16 protein-coding genes are annotated in these 19,522 nt (G+C 43.4%); 1 reads left to right on the top strand and 15 read right to left on the bottom strand.

Annotated elements, in window-relative coordinates; translation table 11 throughout:
- Positions 1-96 precede the first annotated feature (96 nt).
- The gene (gene nifJ / locus DWW86_RS10505; RefSeq protein WP_117943025.1) at positions 97-3,633 is read right to left on the bottom strand and encodes a pyruvate:ferredoxin (flavodoxin) oxidoreductase; all 3,537 of its coding nucleotides are present in this window, start codon (positions 3,631-3,633) and stop codon (positions 97-99) included.
- A gap of 325 nt (positions 3,634-3,958) precedes the next feature.
- On the opposite strand from nifJ, the gene DWW86_RS10500 reads away from it, so the two are divergent.
- Complete coding sequence (locus tag DWW86_RS10500) at positions 3,959-5,599, top strand: ABC-F family ATP-binding cassette domain-containing protein (RefSeq protein WP_117943024.1); 1,641 nt, start codon at positions 3,959-3,961, stop codon at positions 5,597-5,599.
- Positions 5,600-5,690: 91 nt separating this feature from the next.
- On the opposite strand, the gene ybaK is transcribed toward DWW86_RS10500, so the two are convergent.
- From ybaK to DWW86_RS10430, 14 genes are all read right to left on the bottom strand, one after another.
- Positions 5,691-6,173, bottom strand: a complete 483-nt coding sequence (gene ybaK / locus DWW86_RS10495) for a Cys-tRNA(Pro) deacylase (RefSeq protein WP_072520946.1) — start codon at positions 6,171-6,173, stop codon at positions 5,691-5,693.
- 19 nt (positions 6,174-6,192) lie between these two features.
- Positions 6,193-7,071: a TM7S3/TM198-like domain-containing protein gene (locus DWW86_RS10490; protein ID WP_072520945.1), complete on the bottom strand. Its 879-nt coding sequence runs from the start codon at positions 7,069-7,071 to the stop codon at positions 6,193-6,195.
- 86 nt (positions 7,072-7,157) lie between these two features.
- A complete protein-coding gene (locus DWW86_RS10485) occupies positions 7,158-9,215 on the bottom strand; it encodes a C40 family peptidase (RefSeq protein ID WP_117943023.1) in 2,058 nt (685 codons plus the stop codon).
- A 173-nt stretch (positions 9,216-9,388) separates the two neighbouring features.
- Positions 9,389-9,976 (bottom strand): zinc dependent phospholipase C family protein, encoded by a 588-nt coding sequence (locus DWW86_RS10480; RefSeq protein WP_072520943.1) that lies wholly within the window; start codon positions 9,974-9,976, stop codon positions 9,389-9,391.
- A 103-nt stretch (positions 9,977-10,079) separates the two neighbouring features.
- Complete coding sequence (locus DWW86_RS10475; RefSeq protein ID WP_072520942.1) at positions 10,080-10,682, bottom strand: C39 family peptidase; 603 nt, start codon at positions 10,680-10,682, stop codon at positions 10,080-10,082.
- Positions 10,675-12,207, bottom strand: coding sequence for a Na+/H+ antiporter NhaC family protein (locus DWW86_RS10470; RefSeq protein ID WP_072520941.1), 1,533 nt, complete (start codon positions 12,205-12,207; stop codon positions 10,675-10,677). Before DWW86_RS10470 ends, DWW86_RS10475 begins: the two co-directional genes overlap by 8 nt.
- A 135-nt stretch (positions 12,208-12,342) precedes the next feature.
- Positions 12,343-12,609 carry a DUF6092 family protein gene (locus DWW86_RS10465; protein ID WP_072520940.1) on the bottom strand — a complete coding sequence of 89 codons (267 nt, stop codon included), beginning with the start codon at positions 12,607-12,609 and terminating at the stop codon, positions 12,343-12,345.
- The gene (locus DWW86_RS10460) at positions 12,602-13,141 is read right to left on the bottom strand and encodes a nitroreductase family protein (protein WP_072520939.1); all 540 of its coding nucleotides are present in this window, start codon (positions 13,139-13,141) and stop codon (positions 12,602-12,604) included. The genes DWW86_RS10465 and DWW86_RS10460 overlap by 8 nt, the downstream gene beginning before the upstream one ends.
- A 52-nt stretch (positions 13,142-13,193) precedes the next feature.
- Positions 13,194-13,847 (bottom strand): aspartate/glutamate racemase family protein, encoded by a 654-nt coding sequence (locus tag DWW86_RS10455; RefSeq protein WP_072520938.1) that lies wholly within the window; start codon positions 13,845-13,847, stop codon positions 13,194-13,196.
- A 29-nt stretch (positions 13,848-13,876) separates the two neighbouring features.
- Positions 13,877-14,821, bottom strand: coding sequence for an aminopeptidase (locus DWW86_RS10450; RefSeq protein WP_117943022.1), 945 nt, complete (start codon positions 14,819-14,821; stop codon positions 13,877-13,879).
- Between the two features lie 117 nt (positions 14,822-14,938).
- Positions 14,939-15,613 (bottom strand): AroM family protein, encoded by a 675-nt coding sequence (locus DWW86_RS10445; RefSeq protein ID WP_117943021.1) that lies wholly within the window; start codon positions 15,611-15,613, stop codon positions 14,939-14,941.
- 12 nt (positions 15,614-15,625) lie between these two features.
- Complete coding sequence (locus DWW86_RS10440) at positions 15,626-16,564, bottom strand: DUF1177 domain-containing protein (protein WP_072520935.1); 939 nt, start codon at positions 16,562-16,564, stop codon at positions 15,626-15,628.
- Between the two features lie 17 nt (positions 16,565-16,581).
- Positions 16,582-17,664, bottom strand: coding sequence for an S-methyl thiohydantoin desulfurase family protein (locus DWW86_RS10435; protein WP_072520934.1), 1,083 nt, complete (start codon positions 17,662-17,664; stop codon positions 16,582-16,584).
- A 21-nt stretch (positions 17,665-17,685) separates the two neighbouring features.
- Positions 17,686-19,362, bottom strand: a complete 1,677-nt coding sequence (locus DWW86_RS10430) for an OPT/YSL family transporter (protein ID WP_117943020.1) — start codon at positions 19,360-19,362, stop codon at positions 17,686-17,688.
- Positions 19,363-19,522 lie beyond the last annotated feature (160 nt).

The raw sequence follows: 19,522 nt of genomic DNA, 5'->3' as shown, positions 1-19,522 counted from the left end.
CTTATAAATTTTATGTCATATATAATGCAAAAAGCCGCGGTACAAAAGTACCGCGGCTATATCTCTGAATTATTCCGTCACTGCACGCAGTAAGAATTATTCTTCTTCGCCGTACATTGCTACCAGTTTATTCAGATATGCATATCTAGCTTTTGCTTCAGATTCATTTTTAGCAAACAGTCTTGCAGCTTTTTCAGGATTCTGACGCTGTAAGGAGTTGTAACGAACTTCGCCGTTCAGGAAGTCCATGTAGTTCTCCATATCCGGTGTCTTGGAATCCAGAGCAAACTTCTTGTCTGCTGCCGGGTTGAAGCGGAAGTTGTGCCAGTATCCGCACTTAACTGCCAGTTCTTCTTCTGTCTGAGCTTTTGCCATACCCTTCTTGATACCATGGTTGATACATGGAGCATATGCAATGATCAGAGACGGTCCCGGATAAGCTTCTGCTTCAGCGATTGCTTTAACAGTCTGGTTGAAGTCAGCACCCATAGAGATCTGTGCTACGTATACATAGCCATAGCTCATTGCGATGGAAGCCATATCTTTCTTCTTAGTCTCTTTACCGCCGGCAGCGAACTGAGCGATTGCACCTGTAGGTGTAGATTTAGAGGACTGTCCGCCTGTGTTGGAATAAACCTCTGTATCGAATACCATAACGTTGATGTCACGTCCGCTTGCGAGAACATGGTCAACACCACCGAATCCGATATCGTAAGCCCATCCGTCACCACCGAAGATCCACTGGGATTTCTTGGACAGATAATCTTTCTGAGCAAGGATTTCTTTAGCAGCATCGCATCCGCATGCTTCCAGAGCAGCGATCAGTTTGTCTGTTGCTGCACCGTTTGTTGCACCAACGGAGAATGTATCCAGCCATTCCTGACCAGCTTCTTTAACTGCTTCATCTTTGCCTTCTGCTACAACAGCTTCAACTTTTGCTTTGAGGCCATCACGGATAGCTCTCTGAGCAAGAAGCATACCATAACCGAACTCAGCGTTGTCTTCGAACAGTGAGTTAGCCCATGCAGGACCCTGTCCTTTAGCGTTGGTTGTGTATGGTGTAGACGGTGAAGAGTTACCCCAGATAGAGGAGCATCCTGTAGCATTTGCAATGTACATTCTGTCACCGAACAGCTGTGTGATCAGTTTTGCGTAAGGTGTTTCACCACAACCTGCACATGCTCCGGAGAACTCAAGCAGAGGCTGTTTGAACTGGCTTCCCTTAACAGTTGTTTCTTTGAATTTAGCAACAACTTCTTCTTTGATCGGAAGTTCTCTTCCATAATCGAAGAATTTCTGAAGTCCTGCATTTGCTTCCATGTTTTCCATAGCAAGGGCTTTTGCACCTTTCTTGCCAGGGCATACATTAGCACAGGAACCACATCCTGTACAGTCATAAGCTGATACAGTCATAGTGAATTTGTATTCTTTCATACCTGTCATCGGAAGTGTAGCCATTCCCTCAGGAGCGTTTGCTGCTTCTTCTTCTGTCAGTGCTACCGGACGGATTGCTGCGTGTGGGCAGACATATGCACAACGGTTACACTGGATACAGTTTTCTGGCTGCCATACCGGTACATTTACTGCGATACCACGTTTTTCGTATGCAGCTGTTCCGGACGGTGTAGTACCATCAACATATTCTGTAAATGCGGATACAGGAAGTGTGTTACCTTCCTGTGCATTGATCTTGCACTGGATCTTGTTTACGAAGTCCTGTGCTTCCTGAGCGCCATGAGTTGCATGAGCCATGAAGAGACCTTCATCTTCTGCATCTTTCCAGCTTTCCGGAACTTTAACTTCTACAACCTGTTTTGCACCTGCATCGATAGCTGCCCAGTTCTTCTGAACAACATCGTCACCCTTACGTCCGTAAGTAGCTTTTGCAGCTGCTTTCATCAGTTCGATAGCCTGATCTTCCGGAATGATTCCTGTAAGTTTGAAGAATGCAGACTGAAGGATTGTGTTGATACGTGTTGGTCCCATGCCGGTCTCAATACCGATCTTCACACCGTCGATGGTATAGAATTTGATATTGTGGTTAGCAATGAATGCTTTAACCTGTCCCGGAAGATGTTTTTCAAGACCTTCCATATCCCATGCACAGTTAAGAAGGAATGTACCGCCATCAACAAGCTCCTGAACCATGTTATACTTATTTACATAAGACGGATTATGACATGCAACAAAGTTTGCTTTGTGGATCAGGTACGTAGATTTGATCGGTTTCTTTCCAAAACGAAGGTGAGACATTGTAACACCACCGGATTTCTTGGAGTCATAATCGAAGTAAGCCTGAGCATACATGTCTGTGTTGTCACCGATGATCTTGATAGAGTTCTTGTTAGCACCTACAGTACCGTCAGCTCCAAGGCCCCAGAACTTACAGTTTGTAGTTCCTTCTGGTGTTGTAACAAGTGCAGCACCTGTTTCCAGAGAAAGGTGTGTAACATCATCGTTGATACCGATTGTGAATTTTTCTTTTGTTGTGTTCTCATATACTGCAACGATCTGTGCCGGTGTAGTATCTTTTGAACCAAGACCATAACGTCCTGTAAAGATCTTAACGTCTTTGAACTTGCTGTCTTTTAATGCAGCAACAACGTCAAGGTACAGAGGCTCGCCAAGTGCTCCTGGCTCTTTTGTTCTGTCAAGAACGCTGATCTGTTTAACAGTTTCCGGGATAGCATCGATCAGTGCCTGTGCGCAGAATGGTCTGTAAAGACGAACTTTAACAACACCGACTTTTTTGCCTGCTGCTGCAAGGTAATCGATAGTCTCCTCGATTGTATCGTTTACGGAACCCATAGCGATAATGATGTGCTCAGCATCTTCTGCTCCGTAGTAGTTGAACAGTTTGTAGTCTGTTCCGATCTTTTCATTTACTTTGTCCATGTATTCCTGAACTACTGCCGGAAGAGCATCGTAGAACGGGTTACATGCTTCTCTTGCCTGGAAGAAGATATCCGGGTTCTGAGCAGAACCTCTCTGACATGGATGGTTCGGGTTCAGAGCATGATCACGGAATGCCTGAATTGCTTCCATATCTGCCATATCTTTCAGATCTTCGTAATCCCATGTCTCGATCTTCTGGATCTCGTGAGATGTACGGAAACCATCGAAGAAGTTGATGAACGGAACTTTACCTTTGATTGCTGCAAGATGAGCAACCGGTGTCAGGTCCATAACTTCCTGTACGGATGATTCGCAGAGCATTGCGCATCCAGTCTGACGACAGGCCATAACGTCGGAGTGATCTCCGAAAATGGAAAGTGCGTGAGAAGCAAGTGCACGAGCAGATACATTAATTACGCCCGGAAGCTGCTCACCAGCGATTTTGTAAAGGTTCGGGATCATCAGAAGAAGACCCTGAGATGCAGTGTAAGTAGTTGTCAGGGCACCGGCTGCCAGAGATCCGTGTACTGCACCTGCAGCACCTGCTTCAGACTGCATCTCTGTAACCTGTACTTCCTGTCCAAAGATGTTCTTTCTGCCCTGTGTTGCCCACTCATCTGTTGCTTCCGCCATAACAGATGAAGGAGTGATCGGGTAGATAGCAGCTACATCTGAATATGCATAAGAAGCATGAGCGGCTGCATGGTTACCATCCATGGTTTTCATCTTTCTTGCCATAGTTTGTTTTCCTCCTTAAAGGTATGATGAAAATTATAATTTATTTCAGGCCAGTGAAAGGGCCTAAAAGTCCAATAGTTATTATAGCATAGCCATTTCAGATTGTCCAATCAGGATTGTATATTTTCTGTATCTATTTACATACAAAAAAGTTAGCAACATGCAAGTTTTATGGAGCTTTCAGGCCCTTCTCTTTCCTAATCATGTGTTTTTGTGATTTAAGACTTGCAAATTCCTGACTTTACTGTAAAATGGGAATGAATGGCCAAAACGGTCCGAACCCAAAATGACTGAACGAAACCATAACGAAGAAAAGAGGTACATTATGATTTCAGCAAATAATATTACACTGCGTGTTGGCAAAAAAGCACTTTTTGAAGATGTCAACATCAAATTTACCGAAGGCAACTGCTATGGTCTGATCGGAGCAAACGGTGCCGGTAAATCTACATTTCTTAAAATCCTGTCCGGACAGCTTGAGCCGACCAACGGTGATATCGTCATCACACCGGGTCAGCGTCTTTCTTTCCTGCAGCAGGATCACTTCAAATACGATTCATACAATGTTCTGGATACCGTTATTATGGGAAACGCCCGACTGTATGAGATCATGAAAGAAAAAGAAGCCATCTACGCAAAAGAAGACTTCACTGACGAAGACGGCATCCGCGCCAGCGAACTCGAGGGTGAATTCGCTGAGATGAACGGATGGGAAGCAGAATCTGATGCTGCCACCCTTCTGAACGGACTCGGAATCGAAACCGAACTCCACTACACTCAGATGGCTGACCTGACCGGAAGCCAGAAGGTCAAAGTTCTTCTGGCCCAGGCACTTTTCGGGAATCCGGATATTCTGCTCCTCGATGAGCCGACCAACCATCTGGATCTCCCGGCGATCGAATGGCTGGAAGAATTCCTGATCAACTTTGACAATACCGTCATTGTTGTATCCCATGACCGTTACTTCCTGAACAAAGTCTGCACCCATACCGCAGATATTGATTATGGTAAGATCCAGCTGTATGCCGGAAACTATGACTTCTGGTTCGAATCCAGCCAGCTCCTTATTAAACAGATGAAAGAAGCCAACAAGAAAAAGGAAGAAAAAATCAAAGAACTCCAGGAATTTATTTCCCGATTCAGCGCAAACGCTTCCAAATCCAAGCAGGCGACTTCACGTAAACGTGCTCTGGAAAAAATCCAGCTTGATGATATGCGTCCATCCAGCCGTAAATACCCATACATTGACTTCCGTCCGAACCGCGAGATCGGCAATGAAGTACTTATGGTTGAAAACCTTTCAAAAACCATCGATGGTGTAAAAGTTCTTGACAACATCAGCTTCACACTTGGACATGATGATAAAGTTGCTTTTGTTGGCGCAAACGAGCAGGCAATCACAACCTTCTTCCGTATCCTGATCGGAGAACTTGAACCGGATGAAGGAAATTACAAATGGGGTGTCACAACCTCCCAGGCTTATTTCCCGAAGGATAATACGCAGGAATTCGATAACGATCTGACCATTACTGACTGGCTGACTCAGTACTCCGAGATCAAAGATGCCACTTATGTACGTGGTTTCCTTGGAAGAATGCTCTTTCCGGGCGAAGACGGTATCAAAAAGGTCCGTGTTCTTTCCGGTGGTGAAAAAGTCCGTTGTCTGTTATCCAAGATGATGATCTCCGGAGCAAACATCCTGCTCCTTGATGAGCCGACCAACCATCTGGACATGGAATCGATCACTGCTCTGAATAACGGTCTGATCAAATTCCCGGGAGTCATCCTTTTTGCCTCTCACGATCATCAGTTCGTACAGACAACTGCCAACCGTATCATGGAAATCCTTCCTGACGGAAGACTGATCGACAAGATCACCACTTACGATGAATATCTCGCAAGCGATGAAATGGCGAAAAAGCGTCACGTTTTCCAGGTTAATGAAGAAGACGCTGCTGATAACTAAAACAAGCACGTAAAAGCTCCCGGAGTTTACATATTCCGGGAGCTTTTCTTATGCGTATCGATAATATTTTGTTTAATTTTTCAGTTTATGCTCAATCTTTCATGGTAATATCTGCCAGTTTTCCATTTGTTACCTTGAGCAGAGACTCCAGATTTACTTTCAACGTAAGTCCGATTCTTCCACCACTGACATAGATTTCATCAAAATTTTCTGCCGAAGCATCAAATACAGTCGGATATAATTTTTTCATCCCCAGTGGACTGCAGCCCCCTCTGACATAACCGGTAATCTTGAGAATGTCTTTTACATGAATCATATCTACTGTCTTTTCACTGACCGCTTTTGCTGCCGCCTTCCGGTCTACCTCTTTTTCGATCGGTACAACAAACACATAGTATCCACCGCTCTTTCCTTCCATCACAAGCGTCTTAAACGACTGATCATAAGGTGCACCGATCAGATCCGCACTATGAAGTCCGTCAATAAATTCATCACATTCATATGTAAATGCTTCGTATTTCACTTTTTGTCTATCCAGCATACGCATCGCATTTGTCTTTGCTTCTTTTGCCATGTTGTCCCTCTTTCCCGTCTTATCTCATTGTATGTTTTTCTTTATTTTTGCGGTTTTCTTCACGTCTTGAAATCTTTTTCCAGAGTTCTTCGCCTTCGCGGTCATCATCATCCATCATCTCTCTGACGATTTCTTCATCCAGACGCTCCTCTTCTGCTGCGGACAGTGTTCTTCTGTTTTCCTGTCTTGCAGGTCTTCTTTTGCTTCTTTTCTGTGGAATGTATTCTTTTGGATCTACATAATCAGAGCTGTTTTCGGCATTTTCATAAAGTTCCTCGTTGTCTTCCTCCTCATCATCTTCATCTTTTTTGCGGCGATTTGTCGCAAACTGAATCAGCATTCCAAGGATTGCAAAACCTGCACTCATCCCCAGACCATAAGGAAAATCAGAAAGCCCGCCAAGCTTTGCCGTCGAAACACCTGCCATCGCACCACCCAGAAGAGAAGTTCCGACGATCAACACTTCCCGCGCCTGCCGCATGGCAAGTACTCCCAGTCCGGCTCCCAGAAGCAGGCAGAAAAAGAACACCAGTGAAGAAGTCGGATGAAAAATATAAATTCCAAGTCCGATTCCAATACCGGCTCCCAGAATAAAAATACCTATCTTATAGCTTACAAACGCAATCACTGCAAGTAGTATACCGATTCCCACCATAATCGCGGCATACATATATTTCTCAGTCACGCCGCTGGAATAAGCCACGCCGAATCCTACTCCGGCTCCAATGATAAATCCACACAGCATCATCCAAAATCGTAGCAGACGATAGCCAAGAATGCAATTTATCACCCCGAATACGAGCAGCACGCCAAATCCAATCATGGAAATATCAGTCATGGTAGGTATGCTTCTGGTATTCTCAATCATATTCATAAACTGCTGTAACATCTCGTTCATAGCAATCTCCTTTTTGCAGATTATTGAGTTTCTCAAAAATGTTAAAATACCCGTGACAGGCTGCAAAGAACCTGCACGGGCTGAATTTAATCTTCAAATACAATTTCTATATCGCTGTCATCTGTATCTGCTTTCTTCGGAAGAATCTCGTTGTCACTGTCTGATGAATCAAATGCATTCTGGTCCAGAATTTCCTGAAGTACATCTTTCACAGGAGAAGTTACTGTCACGCCGTCGCCTGAAGTAAACGCTTCATCTTCAACATCATCCACAATTGTGATTTCCACTTCTTCACTCGCATCGGCAGTGCTGTCCCTGTCTCCTGTATCAGATGTCAGTATTTCTTCTGCGACATTCTCTCCTGAAGTCAGAGTTTCTTCTGAATCTGTAGTCTCTGCCGTACTGACTGCCTCTGCATTACTTGCTGAAGCCCCCTCGCTTTGCATCTGTGCCACCTCCGCCTGTGTCGGATAAAAGGATGGCTGCCGGATATAACGAAAACTTGCTCCGTATGCTTCACCTACCGTAACTCCGTTCTTGCCGGAAGAACAATGTACGGCAATCCAGTCACCTGCATTCGTTTTGCCGCAAATAATACCGACATGATTGTCGCTGCCTGCCTCCGGTCCTTTCTGGAAAACAAGATCGCCCGGCTGTGCATCCTGTTCACTGACTACATTTGCCTTTTCCCACTGATCTGATGTACCGTCTCCAACGCTGCTCTGCATCCCCTGATTCAGATATCCATTAATTACAGACCAGGTAACAAATCCACTGCAGTCAAGTCCGTATGCTCTGACTGTTCCGGTGCTGGCACTACCTGCAGCAGAAACTTTCTCAGCCGTTCCCCAGCTTGGGTCCTCGCCGATCTTTGTAGATTTACCACCCCAGAAATACCCCACTTCACCCACCAGGGAATATGCTGCGGTAATAACATTTACTCTCTCTTCTGATACATCATCTCCTACGCTCTGACGTACAAAGCCTTTTGCATCAGTAACAATCGCGCAGAGAAGCTTGCAGTCCGTTTCTACATATTTCTTAAGCACCCCTCTGTCATTCTGAGAAATATTGTTCTCCTTGATGTAATTGTTGATATGATAATTTCCATAAGACACGTGTGTGATATTATCTTTATCTCTTACAATCGGGTTCATCTGTGCAAAAATCTTTGCAAGTTCATCCTTACTTGATGCATTCAGTGTAAATTCTTTTACACCCTTCTGGCTCTGTTCATACACATATACAGCCAGAATATCCTGCCAGTTACGTACAAGCAGAGAATCTGCAGAAGTAGTAAGCCCATCCGTTCTGCTGTCACTCGCATCGGAAAGCTTATTCTTTTCTTTGTATTCTGTCTCGATCTCATCCATTACAGATGCAAAATCATCTGAAAATGTAAGCTGATAATTGCCTTTCAGGCTGTCCAGATAAAACCCCTTGCCTGCATGAAGATTTGAAACATAGTAAACCGGTGTTCCTGTCTTGCCGGTCTCGCTTGCTTTACTTCCATCTGTAAACGCTGGAGTATCTGTATTCTGCTTCTTCTGAAGTTCAGTAATCTTGCTCTCAAAGCCAACAAGTAAACTGTAATTAGTCACAAGGCTCTTTTGCTCTGCCGAAAGCTTGTTATATGCTGCACGAAGTTCCTGTACCTTTGCAGCCTGATTCAGTGTCAGAGTCTGTCTTGCCAGCGCATTGATGCTGTCAATCAATGACTGTACTACTACCGGTATCTGCGTTGGTGCAACTGTCGGTTTATTTGTTGGTGCAACTGTCGGTGTGGTTTTACCTCCATCATCAAATCCCGGAGCCGGTGTCGGTGTGTCCGGATTTGGTGTCGGCGTATCTGTTCCCGGATCTGGTGTCGGTGTATCTGTTCCCGGGTCTGGCGTTGGTGTATCTGTTCCCGGATCTGGTGTCGGTGTATCTGTTCCCGGGTCTGGCGTTGGTGTATCTGTTCCCGGATCCGGTGTCGGTGTATCTGTCCCCGGATCAGTCACTTCGCTGCCGTCACCAAACTCATCTCCTTCGCTGCTCATTGTAACATCTTCCTCTGCCGCCATAACACTCAGCGGGCTGGTCAGAACCATTGCAGATAATATTGTCATACATAAACATTTGGTCAGATATTTGTTCTTCATTCTGGTAAAAATTGCTCCCTTCTGTCTAAGAACACATCTTTATTCCTTTAAAATATGTTTTCTTATTCTAACTTACTCACACAATAACTGCCGTAATTTTATCATACCAGTATTCAAAAATCAACCGCCGGAGAAAGTCTCCGACGGTATTTCATATTTTTTTCATATTTTACTTACATTACTGCAGTCGCATATTCTGCCATCGGATCTTTCATGCAAAGCTGGAAAAGCCCCTGAAATACCTGATAACAGACGCTGAGAATATAACGAATATCCTCCTCTACACTTCGTTTGCAATTCATATATCTGCGATGGTGAACTTTGATGTACTCAAGAAGCTGATTCAACGTCTCAAAGCGAATCACATGCGCTGCATACGCTTCTGCCTTTCCCTCCTGAACAAATGCTTTTAATTCATTTTTCAGGTGTTTCTCATAGGAATTATGCTGACGAAGTGTTCCGTCAAAAGTCTTATTGTGCGGAAATGTAAAATAATCTGCAATATAATGCATGACCTCTCCTGCACGCCGCCAGAACACACGGTCATTATAGCTTTCTCCTGACTGAACAAGACGTCGGATTTTTCCCTGCACCTCATCGAATGTTCCAAAATATTCATGCCGTTTAGTTATAAATGACGGCTGAATATCCGGAAGGATATTGCCCAGGCAAAAGGCTTTTCTATGTGATTGAAGACTTTCATTGGCAGGCATCTGGTCTGCCAGATATCTTGCCAGTAATATATGTGACTTTTTTCTCAAAATAAACACTTCTTTCTTTATTCAAAGGCAGTTTACCATAACCATCATATACTATAGCAGATTTGTAAGCATTCTTCAAATAAAGTTTTTATAAATTTCGATTTTATATTCGCACTGTTCCAATTGCCATACTATGTTGTGCTGCATGTCTTTTTTCTACAAGTTCTCTCTCATAACCGATCACACCATTGTTATTATACGGGTCATTGAAATAATACTTTTCTTCATCATACCCCACCAGCAACATACAGTGTTCATTCGAAGTCCAGCAGAAAGTCTCTCCAGAATCCAGCAGTTTCCATTCCGGTCCCGTGATCTCCTTTCGCATGTTGATGCATGCCCAGAATACCACCGGCATCTCCTGATCAATATATTTTTCCAGAAGTTTCTGAATCGGTGTACCTGACTCATCTTTAAAACAAAATTCCGTTCCCGCAGCCCTGTCAAGAGCCTTTAAAAGTCCTTTTGCATAAATCCCGAAAGAATCTTCATCATAGGGACTTCCACAGAAATATTCATTCGGATCCGGTCCATAAAGCTTTCCGTCTCTCATCTCCATCTCTCTGCATTCCAGACAGTTTTTTATAAATTCATCAACAGTCATCTCATATCCCAGATACTTAAGGAGCATCACCGCTGACACACTTTCACAGCCAGTAGGATATTTCACACTCTGGTCAATATACGGTACCTCAATTTTATGCACGTTTTTTCACTCCGTCTTTTTCATCTGAAGTCACTACTTTGATCACAAACAGTACCACAAGAAGCAGGACAGCACTGATGCCGAGAACCAGCCACCAGATATGTACGAAACCTGCAATCACATAACCGATTGCCGATACTACAGCAACAACTACTGCATACTGCATCTGTGTAGTCACGTGGTTAATGTGATTACTCTGTGCTCCTGCCGAAGACATGACCGTCGTATCAGAAATCGGTGATACATGGTCACCACATACTGCACCTGAAAGTACAGATGCTACTGCAATGATCATCATCTGCATGTTGTCCGCACCCGGGAACATCGCGATTGCGATCGGAACAAGAATGGCAAATGTTCCCCAGCTTGTACCTGTAGAGAACGACAGGAAAATTGCTACAAGGAACAAAATTGCCGGAAGCAGCACACTTGCGGAAGCATTGGAGCCTACCAGATTTTCTACGAAAGAAGCAATTTCAAGAGCATCTCCCATTCCCTTAAGAGACCATGCAAAAATAAGGATTCCAATCGCCGGGATCATCATCTTGAAACCTTCCACAAAACTGTCCATAAATCCCTTAAATGTAATAACTTTGCGCGGAAGATACAGTACCAGCATAAACATTACCGTGATCAGTGTCGCAAAAATAAGACTTGTTTCCGCATCACATCCGGAAAAAGCAGTTACCACATCTGTAGCTCCGCCAAGAAATCCGGTATAGATCATGGCACCAATTGCAGTTCCGATCAGAACCAATACCGGAAGCACCAGATCAATTACTTTTCCATTTGAAGAAATCTCCTCTTCTTTTACCTGATCAAATTCTTCTCCACCTGATGTAAACAGATCACCGGCTGCCGCATTTTTTTCATGTTTCTTCATAAGGCCGAAATCCAGCCCTGTCAGGATGATCGTAAATACCATAAGCAGCGTCAAAATTGCGTACAGATTATATGGTATCGTCCGAAGGAAAAGCTGAAATCCGCTGATTCCCGCATCTTCCGGAACATAAGAGTTAACAGCTGCCGCCCAGCTTGAAATCGGCGCGATAATGCAGACCGGTGCTGCTGTCGCATCAATAATATATGCCAGTTTTGCACGTGATACTTTGAATCGGTCCGTCACAGGGCGCATAACAGAGCCAACTGTCAGGCAGTTAAAATAATCATCCACAAAAATCAGCACACCAAGTCCTGTTGTTGCCAGCATTGCACTCTTTTTGCTTTTAATCTTAGTTCCGGCCCATTTACCATACGCAGCTGAACCACCCGATTTCGACATCAGAACAATGATCATTCCCAGCAGCACATCAAATATCAGAATATTTAAGTTCATGCTGTTCTTCATGATATCAAAAAAAGCAACAAATGCATTCCACGGATGGAAACCTGTATAAAGCAGTGCTCCCATTGCAACACCAATAAAAAGTGAACTGTATACTTCTTTAGTTACTAATGCCAGCACAATTGCCAGCAACGGTGGCACCAGTGACCACCATGTTCCAATAAACATTGATCCGTCCATTTGAGTCCCCCCTGATATTTTTTAACGGTTTAAACTATTATACACTACCTTAATTATCATGTATACAAAAAAAGTTCAAAGTCCGAAATTAAATTATACAGGCTTCTATTTTGCAACAGTCCCTTTTATGTTATTTTACAGACAGTCCACCAATATTTCAGATGCTTTTTCAAGCATGGCTGAAAAACGTTCCGGTTCTGTCAGGGCTTTTCCCTTATCAGTTTCAATACAGTTAAGAAGTTCACAATATGTTTTATTATCAGGGTCATTATTGCATATAATCTGACACAGTCTGGAAGCAGCTTCAATAAGTCTGATTGAGCCGTAACTTGCCGGCTCTTCTGGAAGCGCTCTGGCACTGGTGATCAGATATACTAGTAATTCGAATTCAGGATTATTCATCAATTCTCTCCTCTTCCTCAATATGATCAAAATAGCATATCTGTTCTACCGGAGGACGCTTCGGGCAACGGGGGGTACCATCTGGATAACCTATAGAGATAAGCATCTCAATACGATATCTGTCTGGAAGTTCCAATATTTTACGAACCGCTGTATCATTGTATGATTTGATTGCACATGTTCCAAGCCCTAATTCAGTAGCTTTTAGCATGAGATTCTCAGCAGCCATTGATGCATCCATAAGGCATCCGTACACTTCAGAATTTTTACCACCTTTTCTTGATGCCTTCTCCATATCTGAGCAGACTACAAGGATGACTGGCGGTTTGCCAGAAAGCCCCGGACTAAAAAGATCTACTTTTTCTTTAAGCTGTGGATCTGTAATAAACAGAAATCTCCAGGCCTGCAGATTACTGGCTGAAGGTGCCTGTTGAGCCGCATCTGCCAAAGTAAACAGCAACGCTCTGTCTACAGGATCAGGACGGAAAGACCGTGTGCTGTGACGACTCAGAATAGCTTCATTTAATAACATATCTTTGCTACCTTTCTGACAGCATATAGCTGATCGTTATGAACGTGTATTATTATTTTTTTCTGAGATATTCGAAATAAGCGAACAATCCTTCTGCCATAACCGGGTCAATAACAGGAAGTCCTGTTTCGTTTTCCAGATCTTTGGCTATACCAATCGTTGCAAGACCAGTGCAGGCAAGTGCAATTACTTCTGCGCCTTGTTCTTTTAACTTCAAGCCAAGTTTCAGCACACTTTCTTTTCCTTCTGGTGTCATCAGGTCCAGTGTGCTATGTACACCTTCAGGTCTGCCTAGTATCATCTGATCAGGAATCATTCTTCTATATGCCTGAGGTGCATAGTCTGTGATTCCAAGCACACCAATCTTGCTGCCATATTTAAGAGCAAGTGCTACAGTTGTCTCGCCGCCGCCAGTAACAGGAATGTTCGGGAGAACCTTACGAATCTCCGCAACACCCGGATCATCCGCACAGCTTACGATAATCATATCAACATCCGTGAAGGATTGAGCTGTTTTGACAATTTTGGGGATAGCCAGTTCACCGAGTTCAGGACTGTGTATTCCTTCATACTGGTCCGGAATACATTTAGTTTCAACCTGAAGTTCAGGGAAATATGACATAATCTGTTTGCCATGTGCGGAAAGCACTTCTTCATCTTCTGTTGTAAGGACTCTAATCAGACCTACTTTAAATTTTTTATCCATTTTCAATTTCTCCTTTATATCGTAAAAAATCAGATAAGAAAAACACCATTTTCGATAACTTTAATATCATCCAGATATAATGTCGGACGCAGGATAATTCCGTCCATATGACATTCCGCTTTATTTACACCGCCAAATGATGTATTGGTTCCGAAAGCAATGTGTACGGTTCCATATACTTTTTCATCTTCAAGGATGATTCCATTCAGTATAGCTGCTTCGTTAGTTCCGATTCCAAGTTCACAGAGTGTTCCGTTGGTCTCGTTTTTAAGAAGGATATCTAGATTTTCGCTCTTATCTCCTTTTACTGAACGAAGCTTTCCTCCTGAAATTGTCATATGTAAAGGACTTGCCAGTTTTCCAATACCGACCATAGATCCATCAATAATCATCTCGCCATCGGAACCATCTTCTAGCGGAGCAATATAGGCTTCTCCGGAAGGAAGATTTCCACATTTTCCGGATTCTTTATATACTCCAGGACTTGGAACACCATCCCTGCCATCGAGATTGATCGTAAGAACCTTCCCATCTTTTTCGATGCGTGCCTTGGAGGCGTTGGTGAGCATTTCTGTTACTTTTGCAGTTAATTCTTCTACTTTGCTGTAGTCGGCAGTCATGGCACCCTGTGAAAACATCTCTTTGGTAATACCAGGCATTGTTGCTACTCTTGTACCTGCTTTCGCTGCTTCAATTCTGGCATTAGTATGAGTGAGTGACTGAGCTGTCGGAGCAATCACAACATCAGCCGCTTTCATGGCTTCAGCAATTACCTTAGGTGGCTCCTGCCCACTTACTTCTCTTTCTTTCATAACCATAAGGATTTTTTCGCATCCAAGATTTCCAGCTGCTTCATAGATTGCTTCACCGATTTCTTTTCGGCTGTCATCTGTAATAACCAGAATTTCCTCGCCAGGTTTTACAGCCAGACATGAAGTAAGAACTCCCTCTGCTATTTTAACTAAATTTTCCATTATTGCTTCCTCTTTTCGTTAATTTTTTTATTTTGTAAAAAACGGACATTCCGCCGGACTTTGATGGACCTGCGAAATGTCCGGAAAATACTGAACATATATAACTTATATGTCTATTCAGATGTCAGTTAATTCAGAGACAACTCTGGCCAGAAGTGTTCTTGGAAGAACAACTTTCTTACCGGTTTTTTCTGCAAACATTTTTTTCATTTCCTGTGTATAACCTATACAGTCAAGAACAATCAGATCCGCATCAAGATCTTTAATCTTTTCAGCTGCCTTTTCGAGTGCATCCCAGTCGCCATATGGTGAAGCCGCAATTGCTGTTACATGATCAACATAGTTTTTCCATTTTTCTTCACATTGTTCTGTCTGAAGTGGTGATGGAGTCATGCAGATTATGCTTGATTTCTTAGTCATCAGCGGAACAAGGCGATTGAGCAGCTCACATGGATAGATCATAGGAATATTCTTGGCTGAAAGTGTCTCCGGAAAACTTCCGGTACAGAACATCATGATAAGACTGCATCCCTCATCTTCCATGTGGTTAATAGCATCCTGAAGTCTTGGCAGGATATGACGCTCGGCAAATGTCACAGAACTCCCATCTGTCAATCTGGAGACAAGGACATAATCATCCTTGCCAGGAGCAAACTCAGCAATCTCTTCTTTTGTAAGTCCATCCAGACCGCCTGCCTGGACAAGTTCCAGTGAATCATCAAAGATTCTTAGAATGTCTGCTGTTACATCAGTTCGCGGAGCCTGACCGATGGTAATTGCACCTATTTTCATACCAAAACCTCCTTATTCGTTTCCGAGAGTCTGAAGATGTTTCATGCTTCCATATAATTTCTGGAGACGTGCATATTCATCAGCATCATAGAAACTACACTGTTTTCTTCCATATGCTTTGGCAACTTCTAACATAAATCTTGCAGCTTCCTCTACGTCTGTAGCATGAGTAGCGCCTGTAGCGCATCCAGGTACCATTGTCTCTGCTGTGATAGCTACACCAACAACAGGTGCATCTGTAGCTGTACATGGCTGAAGAATACTATTTAAGTGGTGCACATCATTTCCGTAAGGTGTGATATCCTGGGTAGCCAGTGGGAATACATATGGAAGACGTCCTGTAGTGATCTGCATCAGATCAAGAAGATCTTCAGAAGTTCTTAATACATATCCCTCTTTTACTGTTGGAGAAATAGCAAAACCTCTTGTGTTAATCACACGGTTGCCTTTTGTTGTGTCAACAACAAGTAAAGCATCAAGATCCGGAGACACTTCTTCTTTGTTTACCTGTGCCATTTCTACTGGTGAACCCATGAAAGGAACCGGATCATGCGGAGCTGTCGGAGCATGCGGACAGATATGTGTAGAAATAAACACATCACCGTCAAGATAGTCTCCTTTGTTTTGCATATCAAGCAGTTTTGCAGCGAGAGCTACCGCGCAGAGTGCGCCATCACCGTCAGATACAAAGCCAATACGTTCCGGACGTGCGCCAATTCCGCCAAGTCTGCCAAGGAGTCCGATTGTAGGAGCATCTCCACCATTTGTCTTGCCGTTTTTACCAGGAATACGCACTTTAAGCATATCTGTGCTTCCCTTAGGGCCTACCAGTTCATAGACTTCTACATTGGCATCGGCTTTGATCCCGAGAAGATATTTTTTAACTTCTTCTCCTGTTACAAATGAACTGTCAAGTACATCATAAGCAGCAATAATTTCTTTCATTAACATGTTATTATTCCTCCCGACTATTTACTCAGATGACTGATTAAGTCTTTTTTAATTACATCTTCGGTTGCTTTCAGCAATTCCGGCGCATACATGGTCGGCGAAAGCTTCAGATTCTTTTTGTCTGTGGCAATTACATAAACATCAAGTCCCTCTTCCATCATGGCAGTTGTAACAGGCTCTCCTGTTTTGGCATTGATCGTCATAATTAGATCCGGGAAAGTTGCAAGACGCTCGCCATCTTTTTCGGCAGTAGCATATTCATTCCAGAATGTCATTTCACAGCCGTCAACAGCAGCATAACCTACATCGAAGCCACCAGTTGTCTCGATAGAAAAATTCTGTACCGGTCCCCTTGCAAGGACACGGCCATTCAGGAAAGTACATACACTGTTGACTGCATCCTCAACGGAAGATTCCAGTCCTTTTAAGAACGCTTTTCCTGTATCGATTGCATAACTTACACCACCAAGGGCACAGTTTTCACGTGCATAAGACACTTTTACCGGATTTCGTGCTACTGCGACCAGTCCACCTGCTTCAATAGAGGCAAGACGCACCATCTTGGACGTATGATCGATCGTTCCTTCAAAGAAGCATTCGATATGATTTCCAGTATCTGGATTACCGCCAACACAGGCCTGTACTGTTGTATAATCTGCAAGTCTGTGAAGATTCATGCTTCCCATTACACCTGTTGGATGAGCTCGTCCGTTACAAGGGGCATCAACAACCGGAAGTCCTGTAACAGCAGCCTGAAGCCAGCCATTTACTGTTGCTTCTCCGCCCTGTTCGTTTGTAATAATTCCGCCAATATTAAAATCACAGTTTTTCTGAAGGATTTCAACAGTTTTTGCGATATCCTTCGGAGTCATGAACTGGGCTGGCGCATTTGGTGCACCTACCAGAGAAGCTGTCAATAGTACATCATTTTCATCCAGTTCATCGATTGTAATAAGTCTGAGATCGGTATAATCAACTGCAATCTCAGCGTATTTTCTGCCTTTTTTCGGATCGCCGCCGCCACCGCCGCCGAGGATGGTTCCTCCGGTGAGTGCAGCATCAAGGACATCTTTTGTAAGACGGATTCCTTTAGTTTTCATTTTATTAATCATCTCCCGTTATTATTTCTTTTTACCAAGTGATAATGTAGCCGTAAAGAAACTGTACAGAGCTGCTCCGGCAAGTGAACCGGCACCCATAATATTGAGGATCTGCTCGTTTTCTTTGTCCTTTTTAACAAGAATGTAGCGAATAAGCAATGCGATCAGAATTGTCAGACCGTTAATAGTGGAACCAACAAGAAGACCAGTTGCAAAAAGAATACCAACCTGTCTGGATCCGCCAAGGAACTGGATGATTGCTCCCGGAATTGCCCAGATAAGCAGCCATTTAGCTACATCTCCGCCTGCGCCAGCTTCAATCGTTGCTGCAAAAGTAGCATCAACCGGTGCAAAGAGCCCCTGCGCAAAGTACTGTTTTGCCATAATTGCCACAAGTATAAAAGCTACCACAAAACCTACAATTTCACTGATATACTGCTGTTTTCTTCCTTCGAGCTCAAGTTCCTGATCTTTTCCGCATCCACGAAGGATGTAACCGCATTTAAGATCATATGCCATATCAGAGAAAGCAGGACCGGTTGCAGAAGTATAAGCAACAAGGATTCCAAGTGGAAGTGATGGGAATCCGATCAACATTCCAACAATCAGGAAAATAAGAGCTGTCGCAAATCCCGGAAACCATCCTGAGTACATTGCTGAAATACCAACAATCAGTTCAGAAGCAATAGCTGCAAAAGCTGAGAAGATAATCCAAATAATCAGCTGAACAACACCCATTTCTGACCAGATGCCTGTAATTATTGCCAATAAAATTGCTACTACCAGATATGCAACATATCCACCACCAAGGGCTTTTTTCATATTTGCCATGCTGGAGGTAAACTTACCTGCTGCACTGTCTCCGTCACCTTTCTTGAAAAGCATACGGCCGCATTGGATAAGGGACACAAGACCTGCTCCGATCATAATACCATGAGGCATGTATTTGAACATGTTTGAAGCCATCAGATCAGCACCTTCACCGAAAATGTTGGTAATGATTGGAAAGCTACGGCCGAAGATATCAATAATAAATCCATTTGTCTTAATGATACCGATCACAATTGATCCTACGCCAAGAGCTGTCATCGCTGCAAAATCGCCGAACCAGGAAACACCGAGAAGATCCGTAGGAATACCGATCATTTTACCACCAACACCGATGACCATACCTACAATGAGCAAAAAAGCTTTCTTTCCTTTTTCTACAACTGCAAGGATAGATTCTGCAGATGCAACTCCCGGAGGCCATGCTCCTTCTGCCGGAAACATTTCGCTGTCAAATGTCTTATAAAGAATTGTTGCATCAATGATGGTTGCAAGAAATACACCAACAAGCATAGGATACATAAGATCCATTCTGCCCATAATAACCGGAATACCGATCGGAAGCAGGAAGCAGTTTGCTGCTGAGAATGTTGCTCCCGAAATTGATGTCTGAATCATATTCTGGCAGTGAATACTCTGATATTTCTTTAAAAATGCGATAGGCAGACGTGAAATGATGATTGCAAATAACGCTCCTACGATAGATGTGTTTGGTGCGACACCCGTACGCACGATCAATTCAAGACCGATGATAGCACCAAGGACGCTCATCACAATATTCAGAATAAGAATATGCGGTGAATATGCTTTGGGATGTTCTGATGCTTTGATATGCATCTGTGTGTAATCTTTCTTTGTGTTACTAGCCATGTTATCTCCTCCATTTCCTATAAAATATATGTGCTCGTATCCGGTTGACAGCAGACCAGAGTACAAAATTAGCCGATGTAGGAACGCCTACATCGGCTTCACATATGTTGTTTTGTATTATATCACTTTAATTCGCTAAAAGCATTGGTGATAACACACT

Source organism: Ruminococcus sp. AF17-22AC, from assembly GCF_003460065.1.
Lineage (GTDB): Bacteria > Bacillota > Clostridia > Lachnospirales > Lachnospiraceae > Blautia_A.
Note: the sequence above shows the minus strand (reverse complement) of the source record. Positions and strands in the feature narration are given on the sequence as shown.

Bases quoted from the DNA above. Each gene is read 5' to 3' on its own strand.
- ybaK (WP_072520946.1), bottom strand. From the start codon at position 6,173: ATGGCAAAAGAAGCAAAGACAAATGCGATGCGTATGCTGGATAGACAA.
- DWW86_RS10445 (WP_117943021.1), bottom strand. From the start codon at position 15,613: ATGAAAATAGGTGCAATTACCATCGGTCAGGCTCCGCGAACTGATGTA.
- DWW86_RS10455 (WP_072520938.1), bottom strand. From the start codon at position 13,847: ATGGATAAAAAATTTAAAGTAGGTCTGATTAGAGTCCTTACAACAGAA.
- DWW86_RS10430 (WP_117943020.1), bottom strand. From the start codon at position 19,362: ATGGCTAGTAACACAAAGAAAGATTACACACAGATGCATATCAAAGCA.
- DWW86_RS10465 (WP_072520940.1), bottom strand. From the start codon at position 12,609: ATGAATAATCCTGAATTCGAATTACTAGTATATCTGATCACCAGTGCC.
- DWW86_RS10460 (WP_072520939.1), bottom strand. From the start codon at position 13,141: ATGTTATTAAATGAAGCTATTCTGAGTCGTCACAGCACACGGTCTTTC.
- DWW86_RS10490 (WP_072520945.1), bottom strand. From the start codon at position 7,071: ATGAACGAGATGTTACAGCAGTTTATGAATATGATTGAGAATACCAGA.
- nifJ (WP_117943025.1), bottom strand. From the start codon at position 3,633: ATGGCAAGAAAGATGAAAACCATGGATGGTAACCATGCAGCCGCTCAT.
- DWW86_RS10470 (WP_072520941.1), bottom strand. From the start codon at position 12,207: ATGGACGGATCAATGTTTATTGGAACATGGTGGTCACTGGTGCCACCG.
- DWW86_RS10435 (WP_072520934.1), bottom strand. From the start codon at position 17,664: ATGAAAACTAAAGGAATCCGTCTTACAAAAGATGTCCTTGATGCTGCA.
- DWW86_RS10500 (WP_117943024.1), top strand. From the start codon at position 3,959: ATGATTTCAGCAAATAATATTACACTGCGTGTTGGCAAAAAAGCACTT.
- DWW86_RS10440 (WP_072520935.1), bottom strand. From the start codon at position 16,564: ATGTTAATGAAAGAAATTATTGCTGCTTATGATGTACTTGACAGTTCA.
- DWW86_RS10450 (WP_117943022.1), bottom strand. From the start codon at position 14,821: ATGGAAAATTTAGTTAAAATAGCAGAGGGAGTTCTTACTTCATGTCTG.
- DWW86_RS10485 (WP_117943023.1), bottom strand. From the start codon at position 9,215: ATGAAGAACAAATATCTGACCAAATGTTTATGTATGACAATATTATCT.